This is a genomic window from Sutcliffiella cohnii, from assembly GCF_002250055.1.
GTDB classification, from domain to species: domain Bacteria; phylum Bacillota; class Bacilli; order Bacillales; family Bacillaceae_I; genus Sutcliffiella; species Sutcliffiella cohnii.
On sequence record NZ_CP018866.1, the window covers coordinates 4,170,783 to 4,187,291 of the forward strand.

Consider the following 16,509-nt stretch of genomic DNA (forward strand, 5'->3'; position numbering starts at 1 on the left):
TTGTATTTTTTAGTAATCTTACTTAAAATCAGTTTTCAATGTTTTCCCTTGCTTTTCTAAACGTTTAACAAGGAAAGCAACGAAGATTGGTAAAAGAATAGCTGTTGTTACGACACTCGCTGCTACTTGAACTGTTGCTAATTCTGCATTCGCGGCAAAAGCTGGTGATGCTGCTGCAATTGCTGCCGGTGTAGCAACCGCATTTCCTGCCGTAGACCCTTCTGCTGCACCAACGATTGGATTCCAGTTGAACAGTTTGAATACGAAATATGCTGCCGAACCAGTAACGAGCACTGTCATAATACCGATTATAACTCCAGATAATCCACCGTTAATGATTGCTTGATAGTTAATTCCCATGCCTAATGCGAAAGCGAAGAAAGGAATTAACATGTCACTACCTTTACTTAAGAAATCTCTCATTTCACCATCTAAGTTACCAAGAACAAATCCAATTACGATTGGAAGTAAAACCGAGATGAAAGAAGTTAACGAGAACATTCCGTCAACGAATCCCATTGCTCCGAAAATAGATAATGCTACCATTGTTAAAAATGGTCCGTCGTTTAATGCAAGAACCGAATATGCTGCTTTGTCATCTGCTTTACCGTACTGTCCAACTAATGCCATATATAATCCGCCGTTACTGTTCGTCATTGCGGCAATAATAGCGATTGGTACTAATCCATAAAAAAGTCCGTCATTTCCTGCCATTGCGAATGCTAGTAAACCGATTGCGGCACCAACAAGCCATTTAACAAATAATAATGTTGCACCTTTCCCAACAGAAACACCGATGTTTCGAACGTTAATTTGAGCACCTGCACATAGTAAGAATAGAGCAATTAACGTGCTGGCACCGTTTACAAATAATGCCTCTGTAAAGTTTCCGATACGTAGTAAGTCTGGTGCAAATGTATTGATTGTTGCAGCTAATAGTAATGGAACAACCATCATACCACCAGGAATTCTATCTAATGTTTGTTTGATCTTCATGGTGAAACCCCCTTAAAGTATTTAAATTGAGGACAAATTGTGTCCGTGTGAAATTGTAAATAAATGAAAGCGTATAAAATATTAGGTAAAAAAATAAAAATGCGTTTAATAATGCAACAATTTGTTTTATATTCATTTTTTAATACGCTTACATTTACTGATTATAAACTCATTGTTTGAAAAAGCAATACATAATTACAAATAAAAAACAAAAAAATAAATAACGTTGCAAATTGCAACATTATTTAATCTTTCGCCATAATGTTGTTCGATTAATTCCTAATCTTTTAGCTGCTGCAGTTTGGTTCATGTTTTCTTCTTTTAACACTTGAAGAATAATGTCCTTTTCAATTTCTTCTAATGTTTTGGTGAAATCTATGCTAGTTGCTTTTCCTGTGCCTACTGGGAGAAATCTTTGTAAATGATAATCGATAAAGTCTCCTTCCGATGCATTTACCATTTTCTTCACGACTGCTTTTAACTCCGTAACGTTACCTGGCCAATCATACGAAAAGAACTGTTGTAAAAAGTCTTCCTTTATCCCAACAAGTTGTTTTCCATAGCGAGTATTGTATTGCATAATAAAGATTCTTATTAGCTCTTCTAAATCTTCCGTTCGTTCCCTTAACGGCGGTATGTTAAGGAAGTTAACGTCTTGAAAGTCATCTAATAGTTTTGTTTCCAGAGCGTGTCGGTCGAGGTCAAATCCAAAAATAAACCTTATTCCCCTGTTCACCTCTATTAGATTCCATACATTTTTTTGGACGGGATCGGAAAGCAATTCTAAACCTTTTATATATACCGTTCCTTTTTCAATCTGTTGAAGAGAAGAGCTTATTTCAGAAACCGTATGATCGGACTCTTCTACTATCGTTACATGTAAAAAAGAGTGAGGGCCTTTCTCTCTTTCTCGGTGGATAGTAGAGGCTAGAAATGTTTTTCCTACTCCTTTTTCTCCACTTATGATGATAGGCTCATTCGTTTGTGATAATGATTTTGCTTGGCCAATTAATAATTTCATCTGTTCACTATGAGTGACAAATTGAGCAAATGATGTATTAGGAGCCTGGTCGCTCGACACTTTCACACTACTTTCATCCGTTATTACTTTCGAAAGCTTTATATAGTAATAAGTAATTCCTAAATGTCCGAATTGGTCCGTTGTTAAATGGTAGCTCTCCCCTTGTATGACCAAGTCTCTATGAGATGGATGAAAATCAAAAGCATCAAGACCAAACTCCTTAGGTAATTGAAAAATAGAGGTACCAATTACCGGTCTTTTATCTGAATAAACTGCTTGTGAAAAAGCGCTATTGGCATACGTAATTTCTCCACTTTCCAGGAAAATAGCAATGCCATCATTTATGTCGTTTAGTAAAGCTTGATAAATCGAATGATTACGTTTTGTTTGCTCTACCGCCCAATGCAAGTGCTTCACTTGTTGAAAAGCCTCTAGAACAGCTTCCCTTCCAGAAGTCATAATCATCCCTTGCAAACCGAATGATTCCGCCGTATTTACAGTAATGGTGTCACCTAAAATTACTTGTGCACCATTTTCATACGCTTCCTTCACGGCATTTTTCACTTCCGCTTCCTGTTCTATCATCGTATATTCTAAATGAATGTTAAGTAAATTAGCGACAGACAAAATACCGTTGCACAGATTCGGGAAACCGATTAAATGCACTTTCATTTTGTAATCTTTAATAAGCGTTAACGTTCGTAACATATCGTAACCAGACAAATGAACTTCGACGACCGGAATGTCTGTATACTGCTTAATGATTTTCGCCGTACCACCACGACTAATAATGAACTGTATCCCTTGATCCTTATACGCATTCAGAACAGGGATAGCAGCACTCAAATCCGCTTCTTCTATTAAAAGCTCCAAATCCGACTGCTGCTTCCCTAAAACTGTTGCCAATTCCTTCAACCCACGATAAGGTGCGATAAAAAGCGTCCTAATTCCCATAAAAATTGCTCCTCTGTTGCATTTTGTTACACCCATTATACCACAATGGGACGCGGGGACAGGTCCCTCGTCCACTGTATGCGTCACGCTGTCCACACATTTTTTGGAAATTACACATTCTAATGCTTCGAATCCTTCCCATCCCCATCTAAATTTAGCGAATATAAAAAAGAGAAGTGCGACTACACTTCCCCTTAATTAATTTCCATTATTTGCGCGGACACGAGACCTGTCCACTAGCGTTGCATGACTTTCAAAAAAATCCATAATTTCAATAATTATGGATTTACATTTAATAAAAAAACTCCTATTGTAGAATGTGTGACCTTGTTTTGTTCCCTTAAACAAACAAGTCATCTACAAAGGAGCTTTAAAAATGAATAAAGATAGTATAGAACGTGAAATGCTTATTTGTCAATGTTTATCACTTCTTCCTACTGAGGATTTTGATTGTCCATTATTGGATTATAGTAACTATAAACTTTCAACTAAATCATTGGTTAAAACTTTTGTAGCTGCTCAACTGGATCATTGGAGTTCCTATAGCCATATGGAAGAAAAGCTTGGGGCTTATCCAGAGCTTCGTATGGAAATTGGGATAGAGGAAATTAGTAGATCACAGTTAAGCCGTAAAATTAACGAACTGCCAACTGAACTAGTACAAAAACTATGTATAAAAGTTGTAGAGAAACTCTCTCAACTTACTAAAGGGTTAAAGGGACTTCCAAATGGGTTAGGTAGGTTACGAATTATTGATTCTACTGAAATAAAGTTACCTCATAATTTATGTGACTGGGCAAAGATTTCGAAGAAGAAAACTGGCGTTAAAATGCATACAAGACTAATGGTTGCGTCACCCGATGTTGTATATGCAGACAAGATTGTACCATCTTCCGGAAGGTTAAGTGATTTTGAAAGTTCGGATGTAATGATAGAAGAATCAGACTATATCTATATAATGGACCGTGGCTACCCTTCAAGAGAGAATCTGCAATCCTGGCAAGCGAAGGAGATATCGTTTGTAGCACGGGTATCCAAGTCACTGCGATTGGGTATCTTGGAAGAATATACACCTACCCACTCATCCGTGGTTCAAGACGCAAAAGTATCCTATACTGTTTCTCAACCACCAGTTCGGTACGTAGAATTCATCGATGAAAAACAAAGAACGTATAGAATTCTAACGAATAGATTTGACCTCACAGATCAACAAATAATGGAATTATATCGAGCAAGATGGACGATAGAGTTGTTCTTTAAATGGATCAAACAGCACTTAAGATTTACAAAAATATGGAGTACAAAGCCGCAAGGAATATGGAATCAAATGTTTTTAGCCTTGATTGCATATGGGTTAACTTTAATCGTTAAACTCCAAACTAACTCTAAAAAGACACCTTGGGAATTCTTTAGACTACTACAAACCTATCTGTTTAAAACAGTTAACTCATTTGAAAAAGCTCTAAATATCAAAAAGAAAAGAACGTCCAAAGGAAGACAAAAGTTGACACCGGAACTTGGTAATGTAGCTATGGATAAAAAGGGAATTAAAAAAAGAAAACGAAGATAACTAATTCACAATTGTAAAAAAAGGGAACAAGGTCGAATGCAACCTCGTTTCCCTTTTTTCTCTATCAGGATAAAAGCAACTCAAAAAAAATTACATAAATTCAATTTACCAACAAACACGCAAGGCTAGTGGGACCTGCCCCTCCGTCCACGGTATGTGTCCCGATGTCCACAAAACGTGACAGTTCTAACAACCAATAGTAGAATAAGAGGAATGTTACAACTTAGAAGGAGATAATAGATATGACATATAAAATGATTGTGTTAGATTTGGATGATACGTTGCTTCGGGATGATCATACAATTTCGGTTCGTACGAAGGAAGCTTTAATGAAGGCGCAGGAGAATGGTGTTAAAGTTGTGTTGGCTTCTGGGCGACCGACGTATGGCATGCTACCAATTGCGGATGAACTTGATCTAGATAAATATGGCAGCTTCATCCTCTCCTTTAACGGCGGAAAAATTATTAATTATGAAACGAAAGAGGAAATGTTTAGTAGCACCCTTCCGTTACCAGCGATTAAAAAGCTGTATGATTTAAGCCAGCGTGAAGGTGTTGATATTCATACGTATGTGGGGGATGAGATTATTGCTGAATCTGATAACCCTTATACTAGAATAGAATCTGATCTAACTAGATTACCGATTCATTTCGTTAATAGTTTTGTAGAAGGTGTCCAAGAAGAAGTGGTGAAAGTGTTAATGGTTGGTGACCCTGACAAGATGAAGAGCATTACCGAAAGGCTTCAGATCGAATTAGCGGATGAGTTTAGTGTGATGCGTTCCAAACCTTTCTTCCTAGAATTCACGGAAAAAGGAGTAACAAAAGGGACAAGCTTAAACCAATTAATCCAACATTTAGGAATTAAAAGAGAAGAAGTTATTGCGATGGGCGATAGCTATAACGATCAAGAAATGATTGAATTCGTTGGACTTGGCGTTGCAATGGGGAATGCTCCTGACGATATAAAGAAAATCGCTGACCATGTAACGGACACGAATATGAATGACGGTGTAGCGAAAGTAGTGGAAGAGTTTGTGTTGAAGAATTTCGTTAACGTTTAATTGGAAAACTGCACGGATGGGTGAAGGAAGTTTGTGCGTGCAATAATTGTTATTAAGAGAAATAAACAAATGAAAAGACTCCGATTCGAGTCTTTTCATCCTTTATTTCCGTTATGCCGATACAACATCCGAAGGGTTTATTTTTGTAACAGAAACCATATTCAATGCATCCATTATTTGTTGAATACGTTCGATAGTCGCTCCATAATATTCGTTTCTTTCATCTCGAGAAACTTGAGATGCAGAAACACCTAATTTTTCAGCTAGTTCTTGTTGAGACATACCAATATATATTCTATATGCTATTAGCGTTCTACCTAATGTGCGTAAATTTATTACAGTATCAAATTCTCCACGTTTTGTCCTCTCGTAATACTCTACTTCTTCTTTTAGCTGTTCATGAAAAGAAACATAAGGTTGTATAGCCAGCTCAATATGTTCTTTATCTAGGCCCATTTCTACGAATTTCTTTTTTTCGAGCTCTATAAATTCTTTATCCTGATTTAACTTTTCTACTGCTTCTCTATAAGCACTTTCTGTTTTAATCATATGAACCCCTCACTTAAATTTTCTTTAGTCGTTCTATTATATTTTTTACACAGTTAATATTACTTAACAATTTTCACTATTCCTTTGGGCTGAAAAGTATCTCTTGTTTGTCTAAATGCAGATGGAAATAATAAGTTATTTCCATACTTATCAAGAATTCCTGTCCCGGGTCCAAAACCGTAATGGGGATATAGTTCTACACGATACTTATGCCACATAGGGAGTTGCTTTTTTGTATATCCCTTATAGGGCTTTCGTGATTTACTATCCCAAGTCCATATTTTATCTGGCTCTTGGATATTTAATTCCCGTACCAATGTTTGAAGGTCTTTAACATCACATTCAAAATAACCGTCAATATCATTAGGATGGGCTTTATTTTCTACAAATGAACCGTCTATAAATATATCATTTACACCTACACTCCAAAGCTGCTTAACCATTAGTTCTAACTGGTCTACTAAAAAAGCCCTCCATTCAGCGTCCCAAATAGTACCATCTTGAGGACCAATAACCAATAAAGAATTTTTTAATTGTTCAATAGTAAGTTTATAATCTCCTGGTGGCAATAAACCAAAATCATTAAACTCCACTCTTTTGCATCCCCTTAAAATGTAATTACACAGAAAAAACTTAACATATAAGTTAAGTTAACAATATCGTTAACTTTATTATAGCTATTAATAATTATTTTTTCAATCCTTCTTATTCTAGTATCTGTGTGGACTTTGACAATCGATAAAATGTTATTTTTTTGTTAAGAACATACTTAAAAGACCGAGTGCAACAACACTCCGCCAGCGCAGAAGCATGCCGCATGAAGAGCGGCTAGTCAAGTTATTATTTCTTTTTTCTATGTATGGCAATTATGATTATTGTACAATCACTGGTATTAACGATATGATCAACATACCAAAATGCAATATCATGCTCATCGCTTTATATGCTACCATTTTTGCCCCGGTCTCCTCTATAAGGGGTGATGTGTAGATGACTTACCTTAAAAAGCACTTAACTAGTCATGATTTAAAAGAAATCAGGTTATATTTTAGGTAAATCAATTACTTCACCTGGAGATTTACTAATAAGAATATCCGGAACGTTAGGGTTATTTTTTTTCAACTTATACTTTTGAATTTTTGATAATTCAGGGTCAAAGGAGATATTCTGTGTTTTAAATTCTAATTTTGTTATTTTATTATAAACTTTACTCAAAAAGTCTCATAGTTAAGCATCCTCCTATATTTCGGCTTTGCAGGTATACATCCTATACTTCTCGCTTCACTAAACTTACTAAAAAATCACCAAAGTCGTTAGCAATTATTTCATATGTTTGACCTTCTAAGTCAACTCCAGGCACAAAAGATACTACTTTTGGTTCCCCATTTTCATCATTTTGGTTATAGTCTAAACAAAATAGTTCGTCACTCCCAGTATCATATATAACTAGAAGGTTATTAGGTAGATTAATTTCTTTTCGTTCTGTTAATGTGTACCAAATAGCATCTGGAACTGATGAATTTTCAAAATCCGCATTTATAATTCCGTAAATCTCTTGTGCTCCAAAATTACCTGCTCCAAATGTCTTTAAATAATCTAAATATAAACCAGTAAATTTTAGTCCTAACTTTTCTTCAGCTAAACTTATCAAATCATCTGTATGACCACCCACAAAATCAGCAATTTCATCTTCATTCAGAATAATTTCCTTTGCTTTTTGATATGTTGCTAAACTCATTTTCAGCCTCCATTTTCACATAAAAAAACATAATCTCGAGCTTACAGTACTTCACTTATATTAACAACAAGCGGCTCATTCCTTACTAGGATGGTCTAATCTTTATTTAGAAAAAGCAACCGGGTCGTAGGTAAGGCAAAACACATAATTATATAGAAAGACTTCAATAGAACAATAGTTCTTGTCCTATTGGAGTCTTTTTGATTTTGAATGGGCTTTCTATGTACTATATCGTTTGTTTGTTGGTTAAATAGCGATAACTACAGTACCTACGTGAACACTTTCCTATACCCTCGTACATTACTGAACTGGTCCCATAAATTCAATAATAAGAAGAATATGCTCAAAATTGATTATACTATCCTCCTATATCATTACTTATTTTTTCCATTGATCTTTGATTAAAGGACTGTTTTTCAACATCAGAAAAGCCAACATCTCGCGGACTGTTAGGGTTGATTCATTTATTGAAAGAGAGCCGGCCCGATTGGATAAAGAAGACCAAAATGCCGCTGGAATGTCTTTTGTAGCCATGGAAAGAGAAGAAAAAAGCGCCTAATAAGAACATTGCTTGTTTTTATTATGCGCTTTTGATTTCGTATGGTTTTCTTTGAGAGAGATCAACAGTGAACGCCCTTTCGGGCTATTCCTAATTTCCAATAAACGTGTGCACATTTCCTGTCCCCTCGTCCCACTCTTGATTTCCTCACCTTAACTACAATTAGACATTATTCCAGTGTAGAGAGATATTTTTCTAAATGTTTTTTCCCTGAATTACTTTTAGGTATAATGCCAAGATGCTTATACTTCCAAATCGTTTTTCTTTCATGAGAGTCAATTTTTGAAAGATCATCGTAATTAAAATCTATGTTAAACTTTCCTTGCTTATCAAAAACCATAGTAAAATTTGTCCAAGTCTCTTGACCATTATCATTAAACGTATTCCACAATTCCTGAATACGCTCCACTAATCGATGCCATTTTTCTGTGTATTCAAGTTCACTAACTGTATATAGTTCAGTTATTTCATGACTGTAAATTACTTTATCACTTCGTTCCGGATAATAATAAAAGTAAGCAGTCTGAGATCCTTGAACAACCTCACCATATAAATATACCTTAGACCATTCTTCTGGAATAGTTTCTACAACAACCTCAGCAATCTGCTGATATAAGCTATCTAATTGTTCTTCATTCATCAAACTGTCACCCTCCCGGTACATTATCAAATCGTCTAATTTCCCATTCGTCATCACCAATTTTATACTTTATATTAAAACTTTCTGGGCGTTGGGAATTCCCCTTATCTTATCCTTCGTCTTTTGTACATTCGATAAAAACCGTTCCCACCAGTTGTTATTTGCAACCGAAATTGGTTTTTGTAGTCTTTCCATCCTAGATACATATTTCGCTAAATCCCTTTCAACTTGAGTATACCGTTCCATCGATTGTTGTGTGAAGTTTTTTATCTTGCGCATTTTTCTTTCTATATCGTCTATTTCTCGGATGACTTTATTCAGCCTACCGCCTATATTATGTCTACTTCGAATACGATGGTCCAATCTCGCCCGGACCCTTGTGAGATCATCTTGAATATTTGCTACAGAGGAAGTTGGTAATAGTTTGCTAGAATTCATGACAACATCAGGTTTTATCTGGATTCTCTGCATGGAACACCTCCTGTAGTTGATAATAATACTTTCCTACAGGAAGATAAATGGTAAAAAGGAAGTATTTGTTAATGAAACACTAGAAAAGCAGGTCTAACTTCCTATTTTTCCCTTGTGAATCCAAATAAATCCGTTCACTCTAAATGCTTCAACTCCCCCTCATCCTACTCAAACACATCTATCCCTGCATTCCTCCCGATATTCGTAACCGTATAAGACAACTGCATCACCTTATCTCCACTTTTAATATATTGGTATTTAAACTGTGGTTCATCAGCAAACGTTACCCACACCGAATAGGTTGGTAGTTTCCTAAAAGCTGTTTCCGTTTTACCGATCTCTTCATCCCCATAACCCCTTTGTTCCATTAAATAGACAACCACCTCTTTTTCAAGAGAGCTTAGTTTGCTACTTACAAAAATAAACGGAAGCAAAACAACAGAAATAATAATGACAATGAGAAGCACTTTAAACCTGAATCGTCGAAGCATCCACATCAATCCTTTAAAAAAGAGTCATTTTAATATATTCTCGAAAGAAGCTTCCATTCCTACAAGGGTCTGCAATTATCTCAAAACCTTAGGCGGGAACGCCCTCTCGGGCTAAAAAACCTCGCAGCACCGCTGCGAGGTTTAAAAGCATAGAGCACTAAAGCTAGATGCAAAATATAGAAGTTTAAGAAATTCATTAGTAAATTCCCAAAATATGTGTGGACGAGGAACCTGTCCCTCTGTCCCACCGCTCCTCATTCAGTTCTATAATTAACTAATTCCACTAGTACATTCTCGATACGAGCGTCGTATCTTACTGAGGTGGAGAATTTTGTTAGCGCATTTGGTTGAAGACCGCCTGAGCCGGCATAACTGGTGGATGAATCAATGATATTTCCATTTGCGTCTTTAAAGGTTGCTCTTAGTTCTATAGAGCGCAAAGTAAGATCACTAATGTTTTTTAATTCTCCCTCTACCCGCATTAAAACATTACTAGCACCGGCACCAAAATCTGTTATCTCAATTACTATTGGACTATCTCTATTTTCGGCTGCTTCTTTCTGTTCCTCTTGTGCAGCTGTTACAGTTTCTTTGTACGGTAATAGTTCCTTTATTTCTGACTGTAAACTTCTAATCTCTTTATCCTTCTCAACTAATTGTTGTTTCGTATCAAGTAGCTCTTGTTCTAATGTTTCGCTTGAGTTTTCTTCTAGTTCTATAATTTGATCATCTTTTTCATCTAAAAGGTTTTCTAAATCTTTAATTTGCTGTTTTAACTCTGTAATTTCGTTGCTTTTTTCATCTAATGCCGATTGGGATTGAGTAACCTCTGATTGTAATGACTCTACAGATGCTTTCAGGTCCGAGTTACAACCAGTCAAAATAAATACTATTGAAAATATCATTATTAATTTTTTCATATATAATCACCCACATTCTATACTAGTTTAGTTTTTCAACGTGGCTACCAATTACCACGATGACATTCGTATAACCACCAGACACATTATCAAACCCCGAGTGAATTGTCGGAACACCGATAAATTCGACATAATCCTCGTAGAAGATATCATCTAATGATCCTAAATATAGAACTTCGTAAACTTCATCGTAGTCGTTCGAAATATATAAATGTGTAAAATAGCTATCAAGTTCTGGAATAAATTCTTCGTATATATCAATAACATAACCAGAGTCATAATACATAGTCGTTGTATATCTATTTAATGTTTTAGATAGATTACGATATTCAATATCTTCATTTACCATATCTATTGCTTTAGAAAGGTTAGATGAACTTACCGGGAAAAGCTCTTCGTTTTCTAATAAAAACTCGTATGTATCATTAGGGATATCTTGTCCAGGAGAATTACCGTTTTCTTCGTCCAATAAAGGTATATACAAGGAGAAGAAGTTTGCGGCATTTATCTCCGTATCCACTTCTGAATTAGTTTCAGTTGTTTCATTTAGATATACAACATCTATTACTTCAGTGGCGTAAATTTTCCATTCCCCATCTTCCACTTTCATTGTATGAACCGCTTCTAATCTGTTGTCATCAAAAGGAACGTCCCCAATATTTAACGTAGTTTGGACAACTCTTACTTCTGCCTCTGTTCCCTTTATTTCAACTACCTCAATTTCATCCCACGTATACTTTACATCATATGTACTAAAAAATTCTTCCATCATATCAGATGTAGAAGCATATGCTGGTGCTTCTGTATGAAGAGTAGACATATACGCTTTAAGGTCCTTATTTTCCGCAGCGATTAAGTTTTGTTTAATTATCTCGTTTATTTCATCTTCATCTGAACGAGTAGCTTCTTGCTCTTTATTCTCCTCTATCACTTTCTCTTTCTCTTCATTAGCTGGTGATGTTGATTGAGAGTTGTTACACCCAACTAACATACCCACTGCCACTAAAACTATTACTAATAATCTCAACATTGCTCTCCTCATTTCTAGTACATTCCCCTTAAACTTCTAGGTAAAAACTATTATACTACCATTAAAATCCAATAACTAGGTCTAAAGTTGTTGTTTAAGAGAAAAACCAAAACTTTTTTACTAATTTTATAGATAACATTAGGGCCTCTCTGACAAAGTGCACAAACATTTGGACAAGATTATTACTAATTTCCAGAAAATGTGTGGACGAGGGACCTGTCCCTCCGTCCACACTTTACAATATTTCTCAGAAGGTGGCGAGGTCGACGTTTTATTTGTTTCTTTTTGTTTAGATAATATTGGAAAAAGGGTCTTTTTACTTAGATAGGGTGGTGACTTTTGGAGTAGGTTCATATTCTTGAAGGGTAGAATTTCTACATATTTTATTGTGAATTTGAAGACGGTAATGAAGGCGAATATGTTTTCATCTTCCCTCTTTGATATTTGCACTAATTATAAGAAAACATATTTCTTCTATTAATATTATCTAACTTAACTCCGTCTTCTTTTCTATAATTAATCATTTTTTAAGGGGGACTTGTTAGAATGGATATGATGGAAGAGTATCTTATTACTACCTCGACTATTGGTCTTTTTCCTAACTTCCATTCGTGGTTGCAAACAAAAACGTTGGATTGGGATGGGGAGTTTTACATCGAGGATAAGCCGTTGGATGCGATTAGTAACAGCTGTTTGCATTACGGGGCATCTTACGAAGGAAGAAAGAAATCAATCGTACATAGAACAAATTTTAAGCAAAAGACACCGATGATTATATCGGAGGCACAAGGAATGATCATGATTCCAACACATTCTCCGGAACATATGTATTGCGCTTGGTTAATGTATCACCATATACATAAGGTTATTCCGAATGGTACAAGCTGTACTATTCTATTTCATAACAATGTAAAAGTAGATTTAACTATATCAGCAGCCGTCATGCGACAACAAATGCAAAAAGCTGCTGTCATTTATAACCTTTTCTGTACAGACCAGAAAATTAACTTTAGTTTTATGATGGATCCGAAAAAGAGAAAGAAAAGGAAGAAGGAAGAAAAGTAAGCCTGGTTAAGAGCCAGGCTTGTTTCTATTTGGGAAAATTAAATCCACAATTGGCTGCCACGAAAAAAGTTTTAATTTATTCACAAAAGGTGACGAGCTCGACGTGTGATTACTCCTAGCCCCTTTAGATAATGTTCCTAAAAGGAGTGTTTTTCTTTGACTAAAAGAGAAAACCTCGATGGGAAAATATTAGGGGAACTTATATATAAGTGGAGAAAAGAGCAGAATATCACGCAAAGGAAAGTTGCTGAAGATACTGGAATTGATGAAAAAACAGTATCTAGATTAGAACGCGGCATACAAATACCAGAAACGATGACTCTATATAAATTCTGCATTGAAGCAAAAATGGACATTACACAACTTTTCCATGACTATCAAAAAGAAGAAGAAAAGCAAAACCAAAATGAAGACGAATAGCAACATTAACCCCGGGACACCCTAGTGTAACCTTGTCGGACAAGCCTATACATATTAAAGAAGATGATAACAACTGATTCTATGTTATCATCTTCTTTCTATTTGCGAGCCAAACGCGAAAGATCCTTCCTCCCCTTTCTCCCTATAATTTAATATCATAAAAATTCCAGTAGCCGAATACATTATTACGTATTTAATAGGAAGAAAGGAGCAAAGCCATGATTAATAGCTATACAAGGTTTACCGCAACGTTGCTCGTGTTGAATGTGGTAACAATTTTAATAGCTGGGTTGTTTATATTAAGGCATTTTCCACCTATTCATACGATCAATGCAATACTTGCTGGAGGTTTTGCGATTGTTCTATTGTGTGTGAGGTGGAAATGGGTGCCGGTTTTTGCAATCATTTATGGTCTTATATTTTCTGTTCTTACTATCCCTTCCCTAGTAATCTCCATGTTTCGAAGTGTGGATCCGGAATATAACGCAATGTTGGAAGCAAGTAATCCTTTTATTGGTATTAGTTTTCTTACAGCTATTTTTGTTTTAGCCATTTTAACGTTTTCAATTTTATCGCTGAAAGCAAACATCCAACAAACGAATGAACCCTTCTCTTTCTTTCCTTTAGTGAAAGGGGCACTTTTTCCAATACCTATTCAACTCCCCATCGTGATTACTCTTCAAAACTTTCCCAGATCGCACAAAAGTTCAAAGAAAATAATAATTAGCTAGAAGTTAAATTAAACTATAAACTCTTTTTATTAGAATCTTTCAACCATCCCTAAAAAACTTTTAACCTATATTAAAAAACTTTTCACTACAAGTATTTCCAGCTCATTTGAGTTTTTTTCTAAAGTAAAAATTATGTATATTTTTGATTTTGACTTTTTCAGAGATATTTCTAGGTGATTACTATCTTTTCATTACCTTGCTTATCTTACTACCCCTAACAAAAATAGGAATTTACGGATTTCCGTCTATTTTGATTCTGCTAAATTAGATAATTCTTTAATCTTTTTACTAATAAACTCCGTATTTTTCAAATTATTTTGTAAATTAAAAATATGAACTGCTTGTTTGTATTGCTTTATCGCTTGATGAACCTCGTTTTGAAGTTCATAATTGTAACCGATATGATAAACAAACTCTCCATATAAATACAGAAATTCTCCTTTGATACATTGGTCTAACCCATTTTTACAAACTGTAATTGAATGATCATATTCACCTAAATGAGTTAAGACTTTACTAAAATTATACAGAACTCTAATGTATATTGTTAGGTCCTTTAATAACTCACGTTTCTCTAGTTCTTCAATACAAGTCAGGTAGATTTCATACGCCTTTTTATGCTCCTTTAATTCTGCATAAATGACCCCCATTGTATTTAAAATACTTAACTCTTGCTCAGAAAATAACTCTACCTTTTTTATTTTCTCCCTAATTTCTAATGCTCTTTTTATTGTTTCAATCGCTTTATCCGGATTGCCGTCAGCATAATAATACGCCATACCTTTATGCCACAACAAAAATTGTCTCCATTCCAAAGAATCGTCACTTTTGAAATCGTTTTCTTCCTTCAAGACTATATTCTTAACCTCTGCATAGTCTTTTCTTCTCACCGCTTCTCGAAGCGAAGATTGAATTTTTTTCATATAAGAAACATCTTGTATATTAGCAAAAAGAAAAAAATGTTCCATATCAACATTTAGACGTTGCGAGAGTTGATAGAGTATATTTGCAGATGGATATGTTTCACCCTTTTCAATTTTGCTAAGCATTGATTGATTACATATATCTTTGCTTACTTCTTCTTGAGTTAAACCTAAATGAAGTCGTAAACGACGAATCCCTTTCCCTACTAAATTACCACTCATCTCTTCTCCAAACCCCCCAACCCAGTTCAATATTCCTATATTCATAAGACAAAACGACATACTTAGAGTAAAATAGACTTAAAGTATTAAAAAATTCAGGGAATTAATAGTTCCAATATTCCCCTATTTATATTATGCAGAAAGGAGTGAGGATTGTGAAGGGGTTTTTTAAGATGACAATGTGTTTAACATTATTCTGTTCTATACTTGGATTTACCACCAGTACTTTAGCGGATAATAATGTACCTATCGTACCAACTGAACTACCTTACGAAAATTAATAAAAGAGTAATAGAAATGTATTTAGCAACTGGAGATTAAGCCATTTTTATTCAATTTCTTGAGTTGTGGTTTACCCAAACCTACAATTAAAAATGAGGTGGGCAACCTACACATGCCCACCTCTCTTTAAAGAGCTTATCCATAAAATGATAATAATAAAATAACTTCAATTTATGAGTTTCAATTTTTATGATCGTACTTCTACTATTAGATTTATGATGTGACCAAAAATAAATAATTTCGTTATTGTTTTGCCTTAGAGTGAGGTCCAACCATAGATTCCTGCGAAAATCATTTCAACTACCTTTTATTCTACTCGTAATTTTCCGTCCAGTATATTTCTTAAAAAAAACTCTTTTGTGTCAGGGTGCGTTAATAGGTCCATAACATTATTTTTGTTTATAAATACAATTTCATCAATCTCGTCATCTTTTTGTTTTAATGTTTCTAATTCACCGAAATATTCTACTAAGAACATTGTAGTTTCTTGCTTATTAAAACCTATCTTCTTTCGAATTTCAATAGGGAAAGAAAAGGTTATTTTTTCATGAAATTGTTTTATAATAGTATAGTCTTTAGAACCTGTTTCTTCATCTAATTCTCTTATAATCGAATCTTGTAGACCATTATCTTCCTCTTTAACTCCACCTTTAATAAAGTCCCACTCTCCTTTAATATTTTCCTTACCCTCTTTAGTATTTATTTTAGTCTTATGAACCAATAAAAATTTTTCTCCTTTATAAACAATGGCACCTACCGCATTTCTAATTATTTTCAACACCTCACAACACCATATTTTCTAGCCCTAGAAGCAAAATTTATCTATTAATAAAAGCACGACCTATAGGTACGTGCTTTTAGGT

At 34.9% G+C, this 16,509-nt stretch carries 17 protein-coding genes and 1 pseudogene; 5 read left to right on the forward strand and 13 right to left on the reverse strand.

Annotated features, from left to right (window positions below; genetic code table 11):
* Positions 1-18: 18 nt before the first annotated feature.
* Positions 19-996, reverse strand: a complete 978-nt coding sequence (locus tag BC6307_RS20850; RefSeq protein WP_066420886.1) for a 2-keto-3-deoxygluconate permease — start codon at positions 994-996, stop codon at positions 19-21.
* A 241-nt stretch (positions 997-1,237) separates the two neighbouring features.
* A complete protein-coding gene (locus tag BC6307_RS20855; RefSeq protein WP_066420882.1) occupies positions 1,238-2,971 on the reverse strand; it encodes a sigma-54-dependent Fis family transcriptional regulator in 1,734 nt (577 codons plus the stop codon).
* 376 nt (positions 2,972-3,347) lie between these two features.
* Between BC6307_RS20855 and BC6307_RS20860 the strand changes: the two genes are divergently transcribed.
* Together BC6307_RS20860 and BC6307_RS20865 are read left to right on the forward strand one after the other, a co-directional pair.
* Positions 3,348-4,541, forward strand: coding sequence for an IS4 family transposase (locus BC6307_RS20860; protein ID WP_094366211.1), 1,194 nt, complete (start codon positions 3,348-3,350; stop codon positions 4,539-4,541).
* A gap of 242 nt (positions 4,542-4,783) precedes the next feature.
* The gene (locus BC6307_RS20865; protein ID WP_066421917.1) at positions 4,784-5,605 is read left to right on the forward strand and encodes a Cof-type HAD-IIB family hydrolase; all 822 of its coding nucleotides are present in this window, start codon (positions 4,784-4,786) and stop codon (positions 5,603-5,605) included.
* A gap of 111 nt (positions 5,606-5,716) precedes the next feature.
* Here the strand turns inward: BC6307_RS20865 and BC6307_RS20870 are convergent, their stop codons facing one another.
* The 9 genes and pseudogenes from BC6307_RS20870 to BC6307_RS20915 form a co-directional block, all read right to left on the reverse strand.
* Positions 5,717-6,154: a helix-turn-helix domain-containing protein gene (locus tag BC6307_RS20870; RefSeq protein ID WP_066421919.1), complete on the reverse strand. Its 438-nt coding sequence runs from the start codon at positions 6,152-6,154 to the stop codon at positions 5,717-5,719.
* A 59-nt stretch (positions 6,155-6,213) separates the two neighbouring features.
* On the reverse strand, positions 6,214-6,747 hold the full coding sequence (locus BC6307_RS20875) for a DUF6932 family protein (protein WP_066421922.1): 534 nt from the start codon (positions 6,745-6,747) through the stop codon (positions 6,214-6,216).
* A 448-nt stretch (positions 6,748-7,195) separates the two neighbouring features.
* Positions 7,196-7,372, reverse strand: a pseudogene (locus BC6307_RS25655) (DUF4274 domain-containing protein); the annotation flags it as partial.
* A 49-nt stretch (positions 7,373-7,421) separates the two neighbouring features.
* Positions 7,422-7,892: an SMI1/KNR4 family protein gene (locus BC6307_RS20885; protein WP_066421925.1), complete on the reverse strand. Its 471-nt coding sequence runs from the start codon at positions 7,890-7,892 to the stop codon at positions 7,422-7,424.
* 728 nt (positions 7,893-8,620) lie between these two features.
* Positions 8,621-9,091: an antitoxin YezG family protein gene (locus BC6307_RS20890; RefSeq protein WP_066421928.1), complete on the reverse strand. Its 471-nt coding sequence runs from the start codon at positions 9,089-9,091 to the stop codon at positions 8,621-8,623.
* A 69-nt stretch (positions 9,092-9,160) separates the two neighbouring features.
* The gene (locus tag BC6307_RS20900; RefSeq protein ID WP_094366213.1) at positions 9,161-9,562 is read right to left on the reverse strand and encodes a hypothetical protein; all 402 of its coding nucleotides are present in this window, start codon (positions 9,560-9,562) and stop codon (positions 9,161-9,163) included.
* A gap of 164 nt (positions 9,563-9,726) precedes the next feature.
* Positions 9,727-10,053, reverse strand: coding sequence for a DUF3139 domain-containing protein (locus tag BC6307_RS20905; RefSeq protein ID WP_066415067.1), 327 nt, complete (start codon positions 10,051-10,053; stop codon positions 9,727-9,729).
* Between the two features lie 254 nt (positions 10,054-10,307).
* Positions 10,308-10,973 carry an FxLYD domain-containing protein gene (locus BC6307_RS20910; RefSeq protein ID WP_066415069.1) on the reverse strand — a complete coding sequence of 222 codons (666 nt, stop codon included), beginning with the start codon at positions 10,971-10,973 and terminating at the stop codon, positions 10,308-10,310.
* A gap of 22 nt (positions 10,974-10,995) precedes the next feature.
* On the reverse strand, positions 10,996-12,003 hold the full coding sequence (locus tag BC6307_RS20915) for a hypothetical protein (RefSeq protein WP_157076628.1): 1,008 nt from the start codon (positions 12,001-12,003) through the stop codon (positions 10,996-10,998).
* A gap of 546 nt (positions 12,004-12,549) precedes the next feature.
* Here BC6307_RS20915 and BC6307_RS20920 point away from each other — a divergent pair.
* The 3 genes from BC6307_RS20920 to BC6307_RS20930 all read left to right on the forward strand — a co-directional run bounded on the left by BC6307_RS20920 (position 12,550) and on the right by BC6307_RS20930 (position 14,219).
* Positions 12,550-13,068 carry a competence protein ComK gene (locus tag BC6307_RS20920; RefSeq protein WP_066415072.1) on the forward strand — a complete coding sequence of 173 codons (519 nt, stop codon included), beginning with the start codon at positions 12,550-12,552 and terminating at the stop codon, positions 13,066-13,068.
* Between the two features lie 156 nt (positions 13,069-13,224).
* The gene (locus BC6307_RS20925) at positions 13,225-13,488 is read left to right on the forward strand and encodes a helix-turn-helix domain-containing protein (RefSeq protein ID WP_066415079.1); all 264 of its coding nucleotides are present in this window, start codon (positions 13,225-13,227) and stop codon (positions 13,486-13,488) included.
* A 218-nt stretch (positions 13,489-13,706) separates the two neighbouring features.
* Positions 13,707-14,219 (forward strand): hypothetical protein, encoded by a 513-nt coding sequence (locus BC6307_RS20930; RefSeq protein WP_066415085.1) that lies wholly within the window; start codon positions 13,707-13,709, stop codon positions 14,217-14,219.
* A 245-nt stretch (positions 14,220-14,464) separates the two neighbouring features.
* On the opposite strand, the gene BC6307_RS20935 is transcribed toward BC6307_RS20930, so the two are convergent.
* Positions 14,465-15,364, reverse strand: a complete 900-nt coding sequence (locus BC6307_RS20935) for a helix-turn-helix domain-containing protein (RefSeq protein ID WP_066415087.1) — start codon at positions 15,362-15,364, stop codon at positions 14,465-14,467.
* 589 nt (positions 15,365-15,953) lie between these two features.
* Positions 15,954-16,418 (reverse strand): NUDIX domain-containing protein, encoded by a 465-nt coding sequence (locus tag BC6307_RS20940; protein WP_066415171.1) that lies wholly within the window; start codon positions 16,416-16,418, stop codon positions 15,954-15,956.
* Between the last annotated feature and the right edge of the window lie 91 nt (positions 16,419-16,509).

Bases quoted from the DNA above. Each gene is read 5' to 3' on its own strand.
- BC6307_RS20860 (WP_094366211.1), top strand. From the start codon at position 3,348: ATGAATAAAGATAGTATAGAACGTGAAATGCTTATTTGTCAATGTTTA.
- BC6307_RS20915 (WP_157076628.1), bottom strand. From the start codon at position 12,003: ATGTTGAGATTATTAGTAATAGTTTTAGTGGCAGTGGGTATGTTAGTT.
- BC6307_RS20900 (WP_094366213.1), bottom strand. From the start codon at position 9,562: ATGCAGAGAATCCAGATAAAACCTGATGTTGTCATGAATTCTAGCAAA.
- BC6307_RS20890 (WP_066421928.1), bottom strand. From the start codon at position 9,091: ATGAATGAAGAACAATTAGATAGCTTATATCAGCAGATTGCTGAGGTT.
- BC6307_RS20885 (WP_066421925.1), bottom strand. From the start codon at position 7,892: ATGAGTTTAGCAACATATCAAAAAGCAAAGGAAATTATTCTGAATGAA.
- BC6307_RS20865 (WP_066421917.1), top strand. From the start codon at position 4,784: ATGACATATAAAATGATTGTGTTAGATTTGGATGATACGTTGCTTCGG.
- BC6307_RS20920 (WP_066415072.1), top strand. From the start codon at position 12,550: ATGGATATGATGGAAGAGTATCTTATTACTACCTCGACTATTGGTCTT.
- BC6307_RS20910 (WP_066415069.1), bottom strand. From the start codon at position 10,973: ATGAAAAAATTAATAATGATATTTTCAATAGTATTTATTTTGACTGGT.
- BC6307_RS20930 (WP_066415085.1), top strand. From the start codon at position 13,707: ATGATTAATAGCTATACAAGGTTTACCGCAACGTTGCTCGTGTTGAAT.
- BC6307_RS20905 (WP_066415067.1), bottom strand. From the start codon at position 10,053: ATGCTTCGACGATTCAGGTTTAAAGTGCTTCTCATTGTCATTATTATT.
- BC6307_RS20935 (WP_066415087.1), bottom strand. From the start codon at position 15,364: ATGAGTGGTAATTTAGTAGGGAAAGGGATTCGTCGTTTACGACTTCAT.
- BC6307_RS20855 (WP_066420882.1), bottom strand. From the start codon at position 2,971: ATGGGAATTAGGACGCTTTTTATCGCACCTTATCGTGGGTTGAAGGAA.
- BC6307_RS20850 (WP_066420886.1), bottom strand. From the start codon at position 996: ATGAAGATCAAACAAACATTAGATAGAATTCCTGGTGGTATGATGGTT.
- BC6307_RS20870 (WP_066421919.1), bottom strand. From the start codon at position 6,154: ATGATTAAAACAGAAAGTGCTTATAGAGAAGCAGTAGAAAAGTTAAAT.